This is a genomic window from Streptomyces sp. NPDC006208 (genome assembly GCF_040613775.1).
Classification (GTDB): Bacteria; Actinomycetota; Actinomycetes; order Streptomycetales; family Streptomycetaceae; genus Streptomyces.
The window spans coordinates 90,634-108,711 of record NZ_JBEXSW010000021.1; the positions used below are offsets into that span (position 1 = coordinate 90,634).

Here is an 18,078-nt window from a genome sequence, read left to right on the forward strand (position 1 = left end):
CCACACGGGGGTTGATCCGTATGCGTACGACCGTCCTCGCGGCCGCCCTGGCCGCCACCGCCCTGCTCGCGTTCGCCGCCGCCTCGCCCGCCGCCTCCGCGGCGCCGCCCCGGCTCGGTGCCTGCGCGGCCGGTCAGCTGTGCCTGTGGGCGAAACCGGACTTCAGGGGTGCCCGGCAGGTGCATGAACTGTCCGGCCTCGACATCGACTCCTGCATCGCGCTCCCGGCCGGCACCACCGCCCAGGCGCTGGCCAACCGCCTCGGGCGGCCGGTGACCGCCTACCAGTCCCAGGAGTGCGCCGAGACCGGGGAGTTCGAGACCTATCCGGGCGGCGGGACCTGGGTGCCGCAAGCCCCGTACCAGGTCAGGGCGTTCAAGGTCTGGGAGCGCTGAGGCGGGGTACCCGAAAGCCCGAGCCCTGATTCGACGACCCCAGGGAGTGATGATGGCGGGCTTCGGAAACACCACGCGCAGGCACCCCCGCTCACGCGGCTTCAACTGGTCTCGGAGCGGGCCGGATCGCGCGGCACTCGGAATCATCGGGCTGATCTGTGCGATCGCGGGATTCTTCGTGCTGGGGATCGTCCTCGGCCCGATCGCGATCGCCTGCGGCTGGCTCGGCATGGGACGCCGCTGGAACGGCGCCCAGCCCGTGCCGGCCCTGGCCGCTCTGGTTCTGGGTGCGATCGACACCGTCCTGGCCGTGGTCTGGCTGGCGGGGGTCACCGCCCCCGGCAGTGGAATGTGGTGATCGTCAGCCACGGACAGCCGTGTCGTCGGACGCACCGGCCGGGGCGGGCACAGGGCCCGTCCCGGCCGCCGGGTCCGCCGCACCGGCGGTCGCCGCGGTCGCGGAGAGCGTCGCCACCTCCGCCCGCAGCGCCTTGACCTCCGTGGTCAGGGCCTCGAGGAGCGCCGTCTGCCGGCGCTCCTCGGCGTCGTCCCGCTCGAAGCGCGCGATGAACCACGCGGCGATGTTCGCCGTCACCACACCGAGCAGCGCGATGCCCGACAGCATCAGCCCTACGGCGAGCACCCGCCCGAGCCCGGTCGTCGGCGCATGGTCGCCGTACCCCACCGTCGTCATGGTGGTGAACGACCACCAGACCGCATCGCCGAGTGTCTTGATGTTTCCGCCCGGCGCGTCCCGCTCCACACGGAGCACCGCCAGCGATCCGAACATCATCAGCCCCACCACGGCGCCGCCGACATAGGTCGTCAGCGTGATCTGCGGGGCCATCCGGGCCCGCCGCCCGACGAGCAGCAGCGTGGCCACCACCCGCAGCAGCCGCAGCGGCTGCACCAGCGGCAGCAGGACCGCCAGCAGATCCAGCGGATGGCTGCGCACGAACAGCCGCTTGCCGGGCGCCAGGGCAAGGCGGACGAGGTAGTCGAAGGCGAACGCGCCCCACACCGCCCACTCGACGCCCGTGCACAGCGTGTGCACCCAGCGGCCGGCGTCCGGGGTGACGATCGGTACCGCGTACGCGAGACCGAACGCGCCGGCCAGCCACAGCAGCGGTCCCTGGGTGCGCGCTTCCCAGCGCATCTGCGCGGTTCGTTCCTTCATGCCCGGCATCGTAAGGGGCGGCCCCTCACCCAGCGGCGCGCCGAGGGCGGCGGTCCGGTGGCCCGGTCCCGCCGCCCTCGGTGGCGCCCACCGCAGGCGGGTTACGCGTCGCCGCCGGCCGCGCCCGGGTCCGCCGCCGTCACATCGAGCAGCTGGTAGCGGTCCACCGCCTGCTTCAGCACGCTGCGGTCCACCTTGCCCTCACGCGCCAGTTCGGTGAGCACCGCCAGCACGATCGACTCGGCGTCGATGTGGAAGTAGCGCCGGGCAGCGCCGCGGGTGTCCGCGAAGCCGAAGCCGTCCGCGCCCAGCGACTGGTACGTGCCCGGCACCCAGCGGGAGATCTGGTCCGGGACCGAGCGCATCCAGTCCGAGACCGCGACGAACGGGCCGTCGGAGCCGGACAGCTTCTGCGTGACGTACGGGACGCGCTGATCCTCCTCGGGGTGCAGCAGGTTGTGCTTCTCCACCTCGACGGCCTCGCGGCGCAGCTCGTTCCAGGAGGTCGCCGACCAGACGTCCGCCCGGACGTTCCACTCGGCGGCGAGGATCCGCTGGGCCTCCACCGCCCATGGCACTGCCACGCCGGACGCCAGGATCTGCGCGGGGATCGCACCGGACTCGCCCGCCCTGTAGCGGTGGATGCCCTTGAGGATGCCCTCGACGTCCACGTCGGCCGGCTCGGCCGGGTGCTGGATCGGCTCGTTGTAGACGGTCAGGTAGTAGAAGACGTCCTCGCCGTGCGGGTGCTCGGCGTCCCCTCCGTACATCCTGCGCAGACCGTCCTTGACGATGTGCGCGATCTCGTAGCCGAACGCCGGGTCGTAGGCGACACAGGCCGGGTTGGTCGAGGCCAGCAGCTGCGAGTGGCCGTCCGCGTGCTGCAGACCCTCACCGGTCAGCGTCGTACGGCCCGCGGTGGCACCGAGCACGAAGCCGCGCGAGAGCTGGTCGGCCATCTGCCAGAACTGGTCGCCGGTGCGCTGGAAGCCGAACATCGAGTAGAAGACATAGACGGGGATCAGCGGCTCGCCGTGCGTGGCGTACGCCGAACCGGCGGCGATCAGCGAGGCGGTGCAGCCTGCCTCGGAGATGCCGTCGTGCAGCATCTGGCCGGTCGGCGACTCCTTGTAGGCGAGCAGCAGCTCGCGGTCCACGGCCTCGTACTGCTGACCCAGCGGGTTGTAGATCTTCGCGCTCGGGAAGAACGAGTCCATGCCGAAGGTGCGGTACTCGTCCGGCGCGATCAGCACGAAACGCCTGCCGATCTCCTTGTCCCGCATCAGATCCTTGAGCAGGCGGACGAACGCCATGGTGGTGGCGATCGACTGCTGACCCGAGCCCTTCTTCACGGCCGCGTACGTCTTGTCGTCCGGCAGCACGAGCGGCTGGGACCGCACGACACGGGTCGGGACGTAACCGCCCAGGCCCTTGCGGCGGTCGTGCATGTACTGGATCTCCTCCGAGTCGCGGCCCGGGTGGTAGTACGGCGGGAGGCCGTCCTCGAGCTGCTTGTCGGTGATCGGCAGGTGCAGCCGGTCGCGGAAGCCCTTCAGGTCGTCGACCGTGAGCTTCTTCATCTGGTGCGTGGCGTTGCGGCCCTCGAAGTTCGGCCCCAGGGTCCAGCCCTTGACCGTCTGGGCGAGGATCACGGTCGGCTGGCCCTTGTGCTCGCGGGCAGCCGAGTAGGCAGCGAAGATCTTCCTGTGGTCGTGGCCGCCGCGGCCCAGGTGCAGGATCCGGTCGTCGGTCATGTTCTCGACCATGGCGCGCAGCCGGTGGTCGTCGCCGAAGAAGTGCTCGCGGATGTACGCGCCGGTCTCGGTGGCGTACGTCTGGAACTGCCCGTCCGGCGTGATGTTCAGCTTGTTGACCAGGATGCCGTCACGGTCCTGCGCCAGCAGCGGATCCCAGGAGCGGTCCCAGACCAGCTTGATGACATTCCAGCCGGCGCCGCGGAACTGCGACTCCAGCTCCTGGATGATCTTGCCGTTGCCGCGTACCGGGCCGTCGAGGCGCTGCAGGTTGCAGTTGACGACGAAGGTCAGGTTGTCCAGGCCCTCACGGGCGGCGATGGACAGCTGGCCGAGCGACTCGGGCTCGTCCATCTCGCCGTCGCCGAGGAACGCCCAGACATGCGACTTGGAGGTCTCCGCGATGCCGCGCGCCTCCATGTAGCGGTTCATCCGTGCCTGGTAGATCGCGCCGAGCGGGCCAAGGCCCATGGAGACGGTCGGGAACTCCCAGAAGTCCGGCATCAGCCGCGGGTGCGGATAGCTGGACAGGCCGTTGGGGTACTTGGACTTCTCCTGGCGGAACGCGTCGAGCTGGGTCTCGTTCAGCCGGTCCAGCAGGAACGCGCGGGCGTAGATACCGGGCGAGGCGTGGCCCTGGAAGAAGATCTGGTCGCCGCCGTCGCCCTCGTCCTTGCCGCGGAAGAAGTGGTTGAAGCCCACGTCGTAGAGCGATGCGGAGGAGGCGAAGGTGGCGATGTGGCCGCCGACACCGATGCCGGGGCGCTGTGCGCGGGAGACCATCACCGCGGCGTTCCAGCGGGTCGCGTTGAGGATCCGGCGCTCGATGTCCTCGTTGCCGGGGAAGAACGGCTCGTCCTTGGTGGCGATGGTGTTGACGTAGTCCGTGCTGCGCATCTCGGGCACGGCGACACGCTTTTCGCGCGCCCGCTCGATCAGGCGGAGCATCAGATAGCGGGCACGCTCGCGACCCCGCTCGTCGACGGCGGCGTCGAGGGAGTCCAGCCACTCCTTGGTCTCTTCTGGATCGAAGTCCGGGACCTGGCTGGGAAGGCCGCCAATGATGATCGGGTTGCGATCGGATCCGGAAGCCACGCTGTTCCTTCGCTGTTCGGTGGATCTGCCACTGGGATGTCTGCGCTGTGTCGCACCGCCTCCATCGTGTACCGCGGGAAGGCGTACGTCATCTCTACCGAGGGGTAACCCCGGATCTTCCTGGCATCCGGTCCGAAGCCCGTGTCCGGAGAGGGCCAAATCGCAACCTTACGCCCAAGGGGCGCAAGTGTTTCGTTCGGCCGTTCGGTTCCGATGGGTGGCCCGACGGGTAGGAATGGCGCAAAGATGGCTGAAAGGTCCCATCCCTCACGCGACGGAGCCCTCGTGCTCGCCTGGAGATGCGCCGAGACGGCAGCAAACGTCACCGTTTCGGCGGTCTGAACGGCCGGGTACTTGCGCGATCCGCCCCGCCCGTGTGGACTACGGCCAACGCCGCGCGTACGCGCGCGGCCGCAGCATTTTCCGAAAACGATCAGGAGGCAAGCCGTGAGCGCGACCGCGGACCACGCGGAGGAGCGGACCAACCCGGCGTCAAGGCTGGGGTTCGAGCCCGGACAGGTGGTCCAGGAGATCGGCTACGACGACGACGTCGAGCAGGAGCTCCGTGAAGGCATCGAGGCCGTGACCGGCCAGGAACTCGTCGACGAGGACTACGACGACGTCGCAGACGTCGTCGTGCTGTGGTTCCGGGACGAGGACGGCGATCTCACGGACGCACTGGTGGACGCCATCGGTCTGATCGAAGAGGGCGGAGCCGTCTGGCTGATGACTCCGAAGACAGGCCGTGACGGCTATGTCGAGCCCAGTGACATCAACGAGGCCGCCCAGACCGCGGGACTCTCCCAGACCAAGAGCATCAACGCCGGCAAGGACTGGTCCGGCAGCAGGCTGGTGACTCCCAAGGCGGCGAAGTCGAAGCGCTGAGCCGCAGCAGCAGAACCGAGGCCCTCGCCGGCACAGGAGACCGGCGGGGGCCTTCTGCGCTCCGGCGGGCGCCTTCTGCGTAGGCTGGGCCTTCACCGGATCGGCTTACCGAAGGGATGGCGTTTTCCATGGCGATCGAGGTCGGGGCGAAGGCCCCGGAGTTCGAGCTGAAGGACAACCACGGCCGCACCGTGGCGCTCTCCGAGTTCCGCGGCGAGAAGAACGTGGTGCTGCTCTTCTACCCGTTCGCCTTCACCGGAGTGTGCACGGGCGAGCTGTGCGCGCTGCGCGACGAGCTGCCGGCGTTCGTCAACGACGACACGCAGCTGCTCGCCGTCTCCAACGACTCGATCCACACCCTGCGGGTCTTCGCCGAGCAGGAGGGTCTGGAGTACCCGCTGCTCTCGGACTTCTGGCCGCACGGCGAGATCTCGCGCGCCTACGGCGTCTTCGACGAGGAGAAGGGCTGCGCGGTGCGCGGCACCTTCATCATCGACAAGGAAGGCGTGGTCCGCTGGACCGTCGTCAACGCTCTGCCGGACGCCCGCGACCTGAACGAGTACGTCAAGGCGCTCGACACCCTCTGATCCACCGGGCAACCGCCCTGATCCATCGGGCAACCACCGCGCAACACCTGTTTTGACCGGGAACCGGTCACTAGGATCCATTCGTTGATCCGATTGCCAACGCACTACGGGGGCGCTGCCCCTGAAAACCAATGGAGGGACTCGTGGGAGTCAGCCTCAGCAAGGGCGGCAACGTCTCGCTGACCAAGGCCGCGCCCGGCCTGACCGCCGTCACCGTGGGCCTGGGCTGGGACGTCCGGACCACCACCGGCACCGACTTCGACCTCGACGCCAGCGCCCTGCTGACCAACGCCGAGGGCAAGGTCGCCACCGACGGCAACTTCGTCTTCTTCAACAACCTCAAGAGCCCGGACGGCTCCGTCGAGCACACCGGCGACAACCTGACGGGTGAGGGCGAGGGTGACGACGAGCAGATCAAGGTCAACCTGGCCGGCGTCCCGGCCGACGTCGACAAGATCGTCTTCCCGGTCTCCATCTACGAGGCCGAGAGCCGTCAGCAGTCCTTCGGCCAGGTGCGCAACGCGTTCATCCGCGTGGTGAACCAGGCCGACAACAACGAGCTCGCGCGCTACGACCTGAGCGAGGACGCCTCGACGGAGACCGCGATGGTCTTCGGCGAGCTGTACCGCAACGGGGCGGAGTGGAAGTTCCGTGCCATCGGCCAGGGTTACGCCTCGGGCCTGCGCGGCATCGCGCAGGACTTCGGCGTCAACGTCTGATCCGCCTTCGCACCGCGGAATTGACCGTACGCCGACCGTACGACCGTGTCCGGCGCCGCACTCCCGTGTGCGGCGCCGGACGCGCCTGCTTGTCCGTAACACCACTTCGGGGAGGACCACCGTCATGGGCGTCACGCTCGCCAAGGGAGGCAATGTCTCCCTCTCCAAGGCCGCACCGAATCTCAGCCAGGTCCTCATCGGACTGGGCTGGGACGCACGCTCCACCACAGGGGCGCCCTTCGATCTCGACGCCAGCGCGCTGCTCTGCCAGGACGGGCGCGTCCTCGGCGACGACTGGTTCGTCTTCTACAACCAGCTGACGAGCCCGGACGGATCGGTCACCCACACCGGCGACAATCTCACCGGTGAAGGCGACGGCGACGACGAGTCGCTGATCGTGGACCTCCCCGCCGTGCCGGCGCACTGCGACAAGATCATTTTTCCGGTCTCGATCCACGACGCCGACAACCGCGGCCAGACCTTCGGCCAGGTCAGCAATGCCTTCATCCGCGTGGTGAACCAGGCAGACGGCCAGGAACTGGCCCGCTACGACCTGAGCGAGGACGCCTCGACGGAGACCGCGATGATCTTCGGCGAGCTGTACCGCTACGGGGGCGAATGGAAGTTCCGAGCCGTGGGGCAGGGGTACGCGTCGGGGCTGCGGGGCATCGCTCTAGACTTCGGGGTCAATGTTTCGTAAAGCCATGTGCGGCGCACTGCAAAGTCGGGAGTCGGTCCCCAGAGGTTCTGCTGGGGGCCGGAGGTGTCCTCCGGGAGATTGCAGCGCAAGCCGCGTGCGGCTCGGGGGAGGCCCGCTCCGGCGGGAGGCCCGTACACAACGATTGGGTAGCCAGTGGTACTGAAAACCTTCGGCTGGTCGTTCGCAGTCACTGCGCTCGGCCTGGTCGCTGCGGTGTTCTACGGGGGGTGGACGGCCTTCGGGCTCGTCGCGATCCTGTCCGTCCTGGAGATCTCGCTCTCCTTCGACAACGCGGTGGTCAACGCCGGCGTGCTGAAGAAGATGAGTGAGTTCTGGCAGAAGATCTTCCTCACCATCGGCATCCTGATCGCCGTCTTCGGCATGCGCCTCGTGTTCCCCGTCGTGATCGTCTCGATCACCGCGTCGCTGGGGCCGATCGAGGCGATCGACCTCGCACTGAACGACCACGAGAAGTACGAGCAGCTCGTCACCGACGCCCACCCGGCCATCGCGTCCTTCGGTGGCATCTTCCTGCTGATGATCTTCCTCGACTTCATCTTCGAGGACCGCGACATCAAGTGGCTCGGCTGGCTGGAGCGGCCGCTGGCCAAGCTCGGCAAGGTCGACATGCTGTCCGCCTGCATCGCGCTGATCGTCCTGCTGGTCACCTCGATGACCTTCGCCGTCCACGCCCACCAGTACGGCGGCGTGCACACGGACAAGTCGGCGACCGTACTGCTCTCCGGTGTCGCGGGTCTGATCACCTACATGATCGTCGGCGGACTGTCCGGTTACTTCGAGGACAAGCTCGAGGAAGAGGAGGAGCGCGAGCAGGAGGCCGAGGAGGAGGCCAGGAAGGCCGGAAAGCCCGTCTCCGCCGTCAAGCTCGTCGGCAAGGCCGCGTTCTTCATGTTCATGTACCTGGAAGTCCTGGACGCGTCGTTCTCCTTCGACGGCGTCATCGGTGCCTTCGCCGTGAGCAACGACCCGGTCGTCATCGCGCTCGGCCTCGGTATCGGCGCCATGTACGTCCGGTCGCTCACGGTCTACCTGGTCCGGCAGGGCACCCTCGACGACTACGTCTACCTCGAGCACGGCGCGCACTACGCGATCGGTGCGCTCGCGGTCATCCTGCTGATCACCATCCAGTACGAAATCCCCGAGGTCGTCACCGGCCTCATCGGTGTCGCCCTGATCGCCTGGTCCTTCTGGTCCTCGGTGCGGCGCAACAAGGCACTCGCGGCAGCCGAGGGAAAAGCTGAGACCTCGGACGACGAAGCCGGAGTGTCGTCCGGGGTGTGACACCCTCCCGGGTGAGGAACGCTCTGAACGGGGCGGTCGCGAGGTTCCTGAGCCTCGGGGCCGCCCCGCTGCTTGTGCGCGGGGACCGACGGACCAATAGGGGTGGGGCATGGCCTTCTGGGACAACCTGTGGCGGGGGAGGGCGGCGCAGTTCGACTCGGGCAGCGCGGCGAGCAACTCCATCGAGCTGACCAAGCGGCGCCCGACCGTCTCGCTCACCAAGCAAGGCGCGGCGAGCGGAAACCTGCGCGTCAATCTCTCCTGGCGGATGCGCAGCTCCGACATCGAGGGGCGGTCGCGCCAGAGCGGCAGGCTGCTGCGCCACCCGTTGAAGCTCTTCCAGCCCGATGTGGTCCAGGCCCACACCCAGGGTGTGGTCAATGTCGACCTCGACCTCGGCTGTCTGTACGAGATGACGGACGGCAGCAAGGGCGTCGTACAGCCGCTGGGCAGCTTCTTCGGCAGTCTGAACGAAGCGCCCTATGTCCGGCTCAGCGGTGACGACCGGTTCGGCGCCCCCTCCGGCGAGACGATCTTCGTCAATCTCGACCACCGTGAGTCGATCAAGCGGCTGCTGTTCTTCGTCTACATCTACGACCAGACGCCCGCCTTCGACCGCACGCATGCGCATGTCACGCTCTATCCGAGCAACGGCCCGCGGGTCGAGATCGAGCTCGACGAGCGTGCCCCGCAGGCCCGTTCCTGCGCGGTCTTCTCCGTGGACAACATCAAGGGCGAGCTGGTCGTGCGCCGCGAGGTGAAGTTCGTGTACGGCTTCCAGGCCGAGCTGGACCGGCTGTACGGGTGGGGCCTGCAGTGGGGCCGCGGCTACAAGAGCCGTGTCTGAGGTGCCCCCGCCCGGCGCCGCGCAGGCTCCGTCACCGGCGCAGGAACTGCGGTCCCATCGGGGGCAGCTGGAAGTTCGGGTCGGGCGCGTACGCCGCCGCGGCCGGCTGCGGGTATCCGTAGCCGTAACCGTGCTGGACCGGAGCGGTCCCCGGCTGCGCCGGGGCGCCGTGCGGATAGCCGTACGCGGGCCGGGTGGCGTCCGCCTCGGGGTACCCGTAACCGGGGGCGGGCGGCTGTGCCGGGGCGGGCGGGTGTGCGGCCTGGGGCTCGGGCTGAGCGGGCGGCTCTGCCGCCGCCTCCGCCTCGTCCACCGAGATGCCGAAGGCGGTGGCGAGCCCCACCAGACCCGTCGGATAGCCCTGGCCGACGGCGCGGAACTTCCAGCCCTCGCCGCGCCGGTACAGCTCACCGCAGATGATCGCGGTCTCCTCGCCGGTCTCCGGCTTCACATCGAAGACGGCCAGCGGCTCCCCGCCGCTCGTTGCAGCGTCGTAGAGCAGTATCCGCAGGTCTCGGACATGCTGGAAGGTGTCACCGTCCGAGGAGGCGGCGAGCACCACCTGGTCGACGGTCGGATCCAGCGCCGCCAGATCCGCCTCGACCGTGTCGGTCAGGTGCTCGGCGATCCGCTTCTTCGGCAGCCGCCTGACCAGACCCGAGGGGTGACGCGGCTGGTTGTAGAAGACGAAGTCCTCGTCGGAGCGCACGCGCCCGTCGCCGCCGAGCAGCAGGGCCGAGGCGTCCACATCGGGGACCCCGGTGCCCGGGGTCCAGCGCAGCACGGCCCGTACGGCCGTGGCGTCGAGGGGAACGTTCGAGCCCTTCAGCATCGCGTGCGTCATGCCCGTCATCCTGCCTGCCCGACCGTGTCCAGGACAACGCGGGTACCGGTACCGGTGGTACGGATGCCACGGCCGCCACGCACACGAGGGGGGCGACAAGCAGACGAGTTACCTGGATTTCATGAACTTGGGGAACTCTTGACACCTGCACTTACGTACTATTACCGGCCACATGTTGTGAGGGCCGCTACGGCAGTACGGGGGATAATTCATGCGTCATTTCGGGCACATCCCGCCCGCTGTCCGGGACAGGCTGTTCCACCAGCAGCCGACCGAGTTCGATGCGGACTCCCCGGCCCAGACGCTCTCCGCCGCTCTCGGCGCCACGCTCTACAGCCCGGCCACGCGGCCGCGCCTCGCCGACGACGTGATCAAGCAGGCGGGGCGGGGAGTCGTCTCCATGGTGCTGTGCCTCGAGGACTCCATCGACGACGCGGACGTCGAAGCGGCCGAGGCCAACCTGGTCAGGCAGTTCACCGACCTGACCGCACGGGGCGAGGACGTGCCCCTGCTGTTCGTCCGGGTCCGCCAGCCCGACCAGATCGCCGACCTGGTCAAGCGGCTGGGGCCCGCGCGAGACCTGCTGTCCGGATTCGTGCTGCCCAAGTTCACCGAGGAACGCGGCGTGCCCTTCCTGGAGGCGCTCACCGCCGCGGAGGCCCGCAGCGGGCGCCGGCTGTTCGCCATGCCCGTCCTGGAGTCACCGGAACTGCTCTACCTGGAGACCAGGACCGCGACACTCACCGGAATCGCCCACACCGTCGACAAGTACCGCGAGCGCGTACTCGCCCTGCGGCTCGGTGTCACCGACTTCTGCTCCGCCTACGGCCTGCGCCGCACGCCCGACATGACCGCGTACGACGTCCGGATCGTCACCTCCGTGATCGCCGACGTCGTCAATGTCCTCGGCCGCTCCGACGGCACCGGCTACACCATCACCGGACCGGTGTGGGAGTACTTCCGCGCCCAGGAGCGCATGTTCAAGCCACAGCTGCGCCGCAGCCCCTTCCTCGAAGGACGGGCCGAGGAGCTGCGCAACGCCCTGATCGAACACGATCTGGACGGCCTGCTGCGCGAGATCGAACTCGACCGGGCCAACGGACTGCTCGGCAAGACCTGTATCCACCCCTCGCACGTGCTGCCGGTGCACGCACTGTCCGTGGTCAGCCACGAGGAGTTCAGCGACGCCCAGGACATCCTGCGGCCCGAGCGGGGCGGCGGCGGGGTGCTGCGCTCGGCCTACACGAACAAGATGAACGAGGTGAAGCCCCACCGCGCCTGGGCGGAGCGCACCCTGCGCCGCGCCGAGGTGTTCGGCGTCGCCAAGGAGGACGTCGGCTTCGTGGACCTGCTGACGGCAGGGCTCACCGACTGATGGAGAGGAAGAACACGGACGTGGTCTGGACGGGCAGCTGGGTCGCCGAGAGGCTCGGAGTCTCCTTCGACGGCGACGGGGAGCTGCCGCAGCTGCTGGGCCTCGCACTGCGCCGCAACCCCAAGCGGGCGCATCTGCTCGTGTCGAACGTGCTGGGCAAGCATGTGCCGCAGAACCCGCAGGTCGTCTGGCAGGCCGGCTACGACCTCGGCTTTCGGGTGCGTGAGCTGCTCGGCGAGGCCGAGTCGCGGCGCGCGGTGGTCCTCGGGTACGCGGAGACCGCCACCGGTCTCGGCCACTCGGTGGCGGACGGAGTGGGCCTTGCCCCGTATCTGCACTCCACCCGCCGCCCGGTCGACGGCGTCACCCCGGCCGGCGGCTTCGAGGAGTCCCATTCGCACGCGACCTCGCATCTTCTGCTGCCGGAGGACCCGGAGCTGCTGGCGGGCGACGGCCCGCTGATCCTCGTGGACGACGAGTTCTCCACGGGCAACACCGTGCTGAACACCATCCGCGACCTGCACCTGCGCCACCCGCGCAAGCGGTACGTGATCGTGGCGCTGGTCGACATGCGCTCCGCGCGGGACCGGGAGCGGTTCGCCGCCTTCGCCGGCGAGATCGGTGCCGACATCGAGTTGGTCGCCCTGGCCACGGGCACGGTCCGGCTGCCGGACGGTGTCCTGGAGAAGGGGCAGGAGCTGGTCGCGCGGTACGAGCGGCAGGCGGCCGCCGTCGTCCCGGCTCACCCCGTCACGGAGGCGAGCCACATCCGGGTGGAGCTGGACTGGCCCGCCGGGGTCCCGGACGGCGGCAGGCACGGATTCACACCCGGGCACCGCAGCGCGCTGGAGGCGGCACTGCCGGGCATGGCGGCGAGGCTCGCCGAGGCGGTGGGCGCGCAGTCGGCCGACGCCGTTCAGGCCCCGGACGCGCCGGCCGACGGCGCTCCCTTCGGCGTTGCTCCCGCCGGGGGCGCGGCTTCGGGCGATGGTCCGTCCGGTGCCGTTCCGACCGACGCCGTTCACACCGGCGGCGCACCGGGCGACGGCGACGGCGGTCCGGCCGGAGCCGTTCACATCGGGGCGGCTTTCGGCGGTGCTCCGGCCGATGGCACGCCGGGCGGCGACGCCGCGGTGGACCGCGCCCTGGCCGGTGGCGCATCGGCCCGCGGCGTATCCGTGCCCGACGACAGCGTGTCCGGCAGGCAGGCACCGGGCGCCGCCCGGGACGGGGCAGCCGCAGACGCTGCCGCGCGGCCCCGCCGCGTGCTCGTCCTCGGCTTCGAGGAGCTCATGTACGCACCCCTGCGTCTCGCCGTCTCCCTGCACCAGCGCGGCGACGCGGACGTGTACTACTCCACCACCACCCGCTCACCCGTCCTCGCCCTCGACGACCCCGGTTACGCGATACGCAGCCGGCTGGTCTTCCCCGCCCACGACGACCCGGCCGACGGCCCCGGCGAGCGCTACGCCTACAACGTCGCGGGCGCCGGCTTCGACGCCGTCGTCGCTGTCGTCGACTCCACCGCCGACACCGACCGGCTGCACGCCCCCGACGGCCTGCTCGCCCAGCTCGCCGCGCACATACCGCGCGTCGTGCTCGCTGTCGTCCCCTCGTACGTACCCGAAGCACCTGAAAGGGCTTCCATGCTGCCCGAGCCCCTCCGCGGCCCCGACTTCTCCTCCTATGCGGCGGACGAGGTGGGCTGGCTGCTGCAGGATCTGTCCGAGGCCGAGCTCGAAGCCCCGACCGAGGAGCGCGAGGAGGCGATCCAGAGCGGCGGCGCGCACTACGCCGAGTCGCTGCCCGTCGAGTACCAGCCGAGCGCCGAGTACCAGCAGCTGTTCCGCGCCGCGCTGGACACCTCCGCCGCTCGGATCGCACGGGCCGTCGGTGCCGTCACCGAGACGGTGCTCGCCGAGCGTTCGCCCCGCCCCGTGCTGGTCTCATTGGCCCGCGCCGGGACCCCCGTCGGCGTACTGATGCGCCGCTGGGCCCAGCACCGGCACGGCCTCGACCTGCCGCACTACGCCGTGTCCATCGTGCGCGGCCGCGGTATCGACGCCAACGCCCTGCGCTGGCTGGCCGCCCACCACGACCCGGCCGATGTCGTCTTCGTCGACGGCTGGACCGGTAAGGGCGCCATCACCCGCGAACTGGCCGACGCGCTGCGGGAGTTCCAGGGCTTCGACCCCGAGATCGCGGTCCTCGCCGACCCCGGCGGCTGCGTCAGCACGTACGGCACCCGCGAGGACTTCCTGATCCCCTCCGCCTGCCTCAACTCCACCGTCTCCGGCCTGATATCGCGCACGGTGCTGCGCGCCGACCTGGTCGGCCCGTACGACTTCCACGGCGCGAAGTTCTACCGCGAGCTGGCGGACGCCGATGTGTCCAACCACTTCCTCGACACCGTCGAGGCCCGCTTCGACGAGGTCCTGGACGCCGTCGACGCCGACGTGAAGGAGCTGCTGGCCACCGACCGCGCCCCGACCTGGGAGGGCTGGGCGGCCGTGGAGCGCATCAGCGAGGAGTACGGCATCCACGACGTCAACCTCGTCAAGCCGGGCGTCGGCGAGACCACCCGAGTCCTGCTGCGCCGCGTCCCCTGGAAGATCCTCGCCAAGCGCGGTGCGGGCGCGGACCTCGACCACATCAGGCTGCTCGCCGACCAGCGCGGCGTCCCGGTCGAGGAGGCCGACGAACTGCCGTACAGCTGCGTCGGGTTGATCCACCCTCGGTTCACGCGCGGCGCCACCGGTGCCGACGGCAAGGCGGTGGCGGACCAGTGACCGTCCTCATTGCCAGCGACCTCGACCGTACGCTGATCTACTCGAACGCCGCCCTCGCGCTGACCATGCCCGACGCCGTGGCCCCCCGGCTGCTCTGCGTCGAGGTGCACGAGCACAAGCCCCTGTCGTACATGACCGAGCGGGCGGCCGCACTGCTGTCCCGGGTCAGCGAGGACGCCGTCTTCGTACCGACGACGACCCGCACCCGCAAGCAGTACCAGCGCATCAGCCTGCCCGGGGCCCCGTCCCGGTTCGCGATCTGCGCCAACGGCGGGCATCTGCTCGTCGACGGCGTCTCCGACCAGGACTGGCGCGACCAGGTCGCCGCCCGGCTCGCGCAGGAGTGCGCCCCGCTCGAGGAGATCCGCGCCCATCTGTCCGCCACCGCCGATCCGGCCTGGCTGCGCAAGGAGCGGGTCGCCGAGGACCTGTTCGCCTATCTCGTCGTCGAGCGCCAGCTGCTGCCCGAGGGATGGGTCACCGAACTGACCGCCTGGGCCGAGGAGCGCGGCTGGACCGTGTCACTGCAGGGCCGCAAGATCTACGCCGTACCGAAGCCGCTCACCAAGAGCGCCGCGGTGCGCGAAGTGGCGCGCCGCGTAGGGGCCGAGCACATCCTCACCGCGGGGGACTCCCTCCTCGACGCCGATCTGCTGCTCGCCGCCCACCGCGGCTGGCGGCCCGGCCACGGCGAACTCGCCGACGCCGACTGGCACGCCCCGCACATCGAGGCGCTGCCGCAGCAGGGCGTCGCGGCGGGCGAGGAGATCCTGCGCCGGTTCCGCAACGCGAGCCGCGACTTCCGGCGCGGCATGAAGCGCGGCCGGGTGGGTGAGCAGGCGCGCCGCCGAGCGGGAGTTCCCACCATGACGGCAGGCGTTCCCGCTGCGGCGGCCGGCCCCGCTGCACCGGTCGGCCCCGCCCCGGCATCGCCGGCCGGGCCCGTCGCGCCCCCGGCCCAGCGCTGAACACCTGCGGCCGCGCCCCGTGCATCACGGGACGCGGCCGCACTGCTGAGCGTGCTTCGCCCGCCGGGCGGGGGCAGGCGCTTGCTCGGGGTGCACACCCACCGACACGTACCCACGTACGGCATGTGCTGTCGCAGCGCGGTCATCGACCGGCTCGCACCGAGCCCCTGGTCGTCCGCCGGTGCCGCTGCTCAGCCGCAGCAGCCGCCTCCGCAGCAGCCCCCGCCCCCACCGCCGCCGGAGCTCGGCGCGGGTGCGGACTTCGTACCGCCCACGGCGACGGCCGACAGCAGTTTGACCGTGTCGTCGTGACCGGCGGGGCAGCTTGCGGGGGCGGAGGACTCGGCCATCGGCCGGTTGACTTCGAACGTGTCGCCGCAGGTCCGGCAGCGGAATTCATAACGAGGCATGCGCCCCAGGCTAGCGGCGCCCTTGCCCCTGCGGGGAGCTGGGCGGGGCGAGTGGGGGTGGCTGGTAGGCCGTCGGCCGCATCGCCCCGAGTTCGGTACGCCGACGGGCGCGCTGCTCGCGTTCCGCCTGCTCGGGGTGGCGGGCCTTCCAGTACGGGTTGTCGTGCGGCAGGGTCGCGCTGACTCTCCCGTACATGCCGAAGAACATCAGCATCACGCCCACCACGAAGCTGAACATCACGTTCTGGATGCGGAACGCGAGCGGGTTGAAGCTTCGGTCGAGGAGGGCGAGGTTCACGAAGCCGCTGAGGATGAACAGGATGCCGAGGACCATGTTCAGCGTCGAGGCGAAGTTGCCGCCGATCACCATGCCGACGAAGAGCAGCCCGCCGACACAGATGGACAGGACGCTCAGCGCGCCGTTGGTGTTCAGGCCGGCGACGGTGTCGCCACGGGTGTCGAAGAAGCCGATCTGGTCGATCAGACCGAGGATGCCGAAGGCGACCAGCACCAGGCCCATCAGCGCCGCACCGATGCGGTAGAAGCGGCTGAGCCTGTGATCGACGGGCAGATGCTCGTCGAGTCTGATGGGGCCGGTCTTCGAGTGCAGTACGTGTGCGGCCATCTCGGCCTCCTTCGTACGTACGCGTACTCCACCATCCAGGATCCGCCGTCTCCCGGAGCCGTACAACCGGGGTGGAGCCGCGCCGACGAAGGCCCGGCGACGGAAGCCCGCCGAGGGGACGCCGTACGCCCCCGGCCGGCGCCCCGCCCTCCTGCTTCTCAGGCGCGGCCCGCGCCCCGCTCCTCACGGATCTGCTCGACCACGTGGGCGACCGTACGCCGCACGGCCTCGTTCTCGGTCAGGAAGTGCCAGTAGTCGGGATGCCGGCTCTCCAGCCCTTCGACGGCCCGGTCCAGCCGGGCCACCGAGTCGTCCAGCGGCCGGGCGTGACGGGGGTCGGGGGTGTTGCGCCCGGCCATCGCGAGGCGCTGGGCGTCGCGGATGGCGAACCGGGTGCGTTCGATCTCCTGCTGCGGGTCCTTCGCGACGGCATTGAGGCGCTGCAGCCGGTCGCCGGCGGCGGAGACGGCCTCGTCGGTGGTGTTCAGCAGTGCCCGGACCGTGCTGAGCAGGGCCGTGGCGTCCGCCCAGCGCTGCTCGTCGCGTGCCTTTCCCGCCTCCCTCAGCTTCTCCTCGGCCTGATGGACGCTCGCCGCCGCCTGCTCGGGGACGGGCTGCAGATCCTGCCAGCAGGCGGCCGAGAAACGGCGGCGCAGTTCGGACAGGACCGGCTCGACGGAACCGGCTCGGGTGGTGAGCGCCTGGGCCCGGGTACGCAGGGACACCAGGCGCTTGTCGGTCTCGGCGGCGCGCTCGGGCAGCCGCTCGGCCTCGGTCCGTACGGCTTCGGCGTCGCGCAGCACGCGGTCGGCGCGTTGCAGGGTCTCCGCCACGCCGTGGCGCCCGGCGCCCTCGTTGAGCTTGGTCAGCTCGGGGCCGAGGGCGGCGAGGCGGGCGGCGAGATCGTCCGCCCGCAGACCGGAGCCGCGCGCTGAATCGAGAGCATCGCTCGCGGAACGGAGCGCCTGCCGCGCCCGCTCCACGGCGGGGGCGAGCCGGGCGAGCTGGGTCTCGGCCTTGTCGAGCAGCGGCCCGAGCCCCTGCTCGAAGCGGTCCAGCTCGCCCTTGACCCGTACCAGCTCGTCCTTTGCGCGGCTCAGCTCGTCGCGCGCCCGTACGGCGACGGACGCCTCGAGATCGACACGGTCGAGGTCGTACGCGTCGACGGCGGTGATGTACGCACGGCTGACCTCGTCGATCCGCAGCCCGAGCGCCGCGAAGTCCTCCACGGCGCGGCGCGCGCCGGGTGAACTGTCCACGGCGGTGATCGTCTCTATCGAGATCCGCAGATCGCGCTGCGCGGTGTCCAGCTCGTAGAAGGCAGCGGCGGCGGCGTCCTTCGCGGCCTGCGCCTCGGCCCGCTGACTCTCGCCGCGCCCGCCGAACCAGCGACGCGTCCCACCGCCGGCGAAGGTGGCCGGCAGCGCGGCCACGATCAGCGGCAGAGGCAGCAGAACGAGGGTGAGGACATCGCGCACCCCCTGGACACCCCGGACGGCATTCGCTCGTGCCTTTTCGTACGGCCGCGCGTCTCTCGCCGTCACATCCCTCTCCCGTGCCGTGTCCGTACTGCCTGGTCAATTCTCCCACCAGGTAAGGACGAACA

The 18,078-nt window shown here is 70.1% G+C and carries 17 protein-coding genes; 11 read left to right on the forward strand and 6 right to left on the reverse strand.

Annotation, left to right across the window (positions count from 1 at the left end; all coding sequences use genetic code 11):
* The first annotated feature begins 20 nt into the window (after positions 1-20).
* Entirely contained in the window at positions 21-395 is a 375-nt protein-coding gene (locus ABZ208_RS18985) for a peptidase inhibitor family I36 protein (protein WP_356910601.1), read from the forward strand.
* A gap of 49 nt (positions 396-444) precedes the next feature.
* On the forward strand, positions 445-753 hold the full coding sequence (locus ABZ208_RS18990) for a small hydrophobic protein (RefSeq protein ID WP_328400984.1): 309 nt from the start codon (positions 445-447) through the stop codon (positions 751-753).
* A 3-nt stretch (positions 754-756) separates the two neighbouring features.
* Here ABZ208_RS18990 and ABZ208_RS18995 read toward each other — a convergent pair whose 3' ends face one another.
* A complete protein-coding gene (locus tag ABZ208_RS18995) occupies positions 757-1,572 on the reverse strand; it encodes an ion channel (protein WP_356910602.1) in 816 nt (271 codons plus the stop codon).
* Positions 1,573-1,673: 101 nt separating this feature from the next.
* Positions 1,674-4,421, reverse strand: coding sequence for a pyruvate dehydrogenase (acetyl-transferring), homodimeric type (aceE, locus tag ABZ208_RS19000; protein ID WP_356910603.1), 2,748 nt, complete (start codon positions 4,419-4,421; stop codon positions 1,674-1,676).
* A gap of 447 nt (positions 4,422-4,868) precedes the next feature.
* On the opposite strand from aceE, the gene ABZ208_RS19005 reads away from it, so the two are divergent.
* From ABZ208_RS19005 to ABZ208_RS19030, 6 genes are all read left to right on the forward strand, one after another.
* On the forward strand, positions 4,869-5,306 hold the full coding sequence (locus tag ABZ208_RS19005; protein ID WP_328400990.1) for a DUF3052 domain-containing protein: 438 nt from the start codon (positions 4,869-4,871) through the stop codon (positions 5,304-5,306).
* Between the two features lie 128 nt (positions 5,307-5,434).
* Positions 5,435-5,893 (forward strand): peroxiredoxin, encoded by a 459-nt coding sequence (locus ABZ208_RS19010; protein WP_328400992.1) that lies wholly within the window; start codon positions 5,435-5,437, stop codon positions 5,891-5,893.
* Between the two features lie 143 nt (positions 5,894-6,036).
* Positions 6,037-6,612 carry a TerD family protein gene (locus tag ABZ208_RS19015; RefSeq protein WP_328400994.1) on the forward strand — a complete coding sequence of 192 codons (576 nt, stop codon included), beginning with the start codon at positions 6,037-6,039 and terminating at the stop codon, positions 6,610-6,612.
* Between the two features lie 124 nt (positions 6,613-6,736).
* Positions 6,737-7,312 (forward strand): TerD family protein, encoded by a 576-nt coding sequence (locus ABZ208_RS19020; protein ID WP_328400996.1) that lies wholly within the window; start codon positions 6,737-6,739, stop codon positions 7,310-7,312.
* Positions 7,313-7,465: 153 nt separating this feature from the next.
* Complete coding sequence (locus tag ABZ208_RS19025) at positions 7,466-8,614, forward strand: DUF475 domain-containing protein (protein ID WP_356910604.1); 1,149 nt, start codon at positions 7,466-7,468, stop codon at positions 8,612-8,614.
* 109 nt (positions 8,615-8,723) lie between these two features.
* Positions 8,724-9,461 (forward strand): Tellurium resistance, encoded by a 738-nt coding sequence (locus ABZ208_RS19030; RefSeq protein WP_328401000.1) that lies wholly within the window; start codon positions 8,724-8,726, stop codon positions 9,459-9,461.
* Positions 9,462-9,492: 31 nt separating this feature from the next.
* Here ABZ208_RS19030 and ABZ208_RS19035 read toward each other — a convergent pair whose 3' ends face one another.
* Entirely contained in the window at positions 9,493-10,314 is an 822-nt protein-coding gene (locus ABZ208_RS19035; protein WP_356910605.1) for a TerD family protein, read from the reverse strand.
* A 202-nt stretch (positions 10,315-10,516) separates the two neighbouring features.
* On the opposite strand from ABZ208_RS19035, the gene ABZ208_RS19040 reads away from it, so the two are divergent.
* The 3 genes from ABZ208_RS19040 to ABZ208_RS19050 are packed head-to-tail and all read left to right on the forward strand — an operon-like array spanning position 10,517 to position 15,437.
* The gene (locus ABZ208_RS19040) at positions 10,517-11,680 is read left to right on the forward strand and encodes an HpcH/HpaI aldolase/citrate lyase family protein (RefSeq protein ID WP_356910606.1); all 1,164 of its coding nucleotides are present in this window, start codon (positions 10,517-10,519) and stop codon (positions 11,678-11,680) included.
* Positions 11,680-14,469 carry a phosphoribosyltransferase gene (locus ABZ208_RS19045; RefSeq protein WP_356910607.1) on the forward strand — a complete coding sequence of 930 codons (2,790 nt, stop codon included), beginning with the start codon at positions 11,680-11,682 and terminating at the stop codon, positions 14,467-14,469. Before ABZ208_RS19040 ends, ABZ208_RS19045 begins: the two co-directional genes overlap by 1 nt.
* Complete coding sequence (locus tag ABZ208_RS19050) at positions 14,466-15,437, forward strand: HAD family hydrolase (protein WP_356910608.1); 972 nt, start codon at positions 14,466-14,468, stop codon at positions 15,435-15,437. The genes ABZ208_RS19045 and ABZ208_RS19050 overlap by 4 nt, the downstream gene beginning before the upstream one ends.
* 191 nt (positions 15,438-15,628) lie before the next feature.
* On the opposite strand, the gene ABZ208_RS19055 is transcribed toward ABZ208_RS19050, so the two are convergent.
* The 3 genes from ABZ208_RS19055 to ABZ208_RS19065 all read right to left on the reverse strand — a co-directional run bounded on the left by ABZ208_RS19055 (position 15,629) and on the right by ABZ208_RS19065 (position 18,016).
* On the reverse strand, positions 15,629-15,847 hold the full coding sequence (locus ABZ208_RS19055) for a zinc ribbon domain-containing protein (protein ID WP_356910609.1): 219 nt from the start codon (positions 15,845-15,847) through the stop codon (positions 15,629-15,631).
* Positions 15,848-15,857: 10 nt separating this feature from the next.
* The gene (locus ABZ208_RS19060) at positions 15,858-16,472 is read right to left on the reverse strand and encodes a DUF4383 domain-containing protein (protein WP_356910610.1); all 615 of its coding nucleotides are present in this window, start codon (positions 16,470-16,472) and stop codon (positions 15,858-15,860) included.
* Between the two features lie 158 nt (positions 16,473-16,630).
* Positions 16,631-18,016, reverse strand: coding sequence for a hypothetical protein (locus ABZ208_RS19065; protein WP_356910611.1), 1,386 nt, complete (start codon positions 18,014-18,016; stop codon positions 16,631-16,633).
* Between the last annotated feature and the right edge of the window lie 62 nt (positions 18,017-18,078).

Coding starts and splice junctions, on each gene's coding strand:
- ABZ208_RS18995 (WP_356910602.1), bottom strand. CDS start 1,572: ATGAAGGAACGAACCGCGCAGATGCGCTGGGAAGCGCGCACCCAGGGA.
- ABZ208_RS19035 (WP_356910605.1), bottom strand. CDS start 10,314: ATGACGGGCATGACGCACGCGATGCTGAAGGGCTCGAACGTTCCCCTC.
- ABZ208_RS19010 (WP_328400992.1), top strand. CDS start 5,435: ATGGCGATCGAGGTCGGGGCGAAGGCCCCGGAGTTCGAGCTGAAGGAC.
- ABZ208_RS19030 (WP_328401000.1), top strand. CDS start 8,724: ATGGCCTTCTGGGACAACCTGTGGCGGGGGAGGGCGGCGCAGTTCGAC.
- ABZ208_RS19020 (WP_328400996.1), top strand. CDS start 6,737: ATGGGCGTCACGCTCGCCAAGGGAGGCAATGTCTCCCTCTCCAAGGCC.
- ABZ208_RS19040 (WP_356910606.1), top strand. CDS start 10,517: ATGCGTCATTTCGGGCACATCCCGCCCGCTGTCCGGGACAGGCTGTTC.
- ABZ208_RS19045 (WP_356910607.1), top strand. CDS start 11,680: ATGGAGAGGAAGAACACGGACGTGGTCTGGACGGGCAGCTGGGTCGCC.
- ABZ208_RS19060 (WP_356910610.1), bottom strand. CDS start 16,472: ATGGCCGCACACGTACTGCACTCGAAGACCGGCCCCATCAGACTCGAC.
- ABZ208_RS18990 (WP_328400984.1), top strand. CDS start 445: ATGATGGCGGGCTTCGGAAACACCACGCGCAGGCACCCCCGCTCACGC.
- ABZ208_RS18985 (WP_356910601.1), top strand. CDS start 21: ATGCGTACGACCGTCCTCGCGGCCGCCCTGGCCGCCACCGCCCTGCTC.
- ABZ208_RS19055 (WP_356910609.1), bottom strand. CDS start 15,847: ATGCCTCGTTATGAATTCCGCTGCCGGACCTGCGGCGACACGTTCGAA.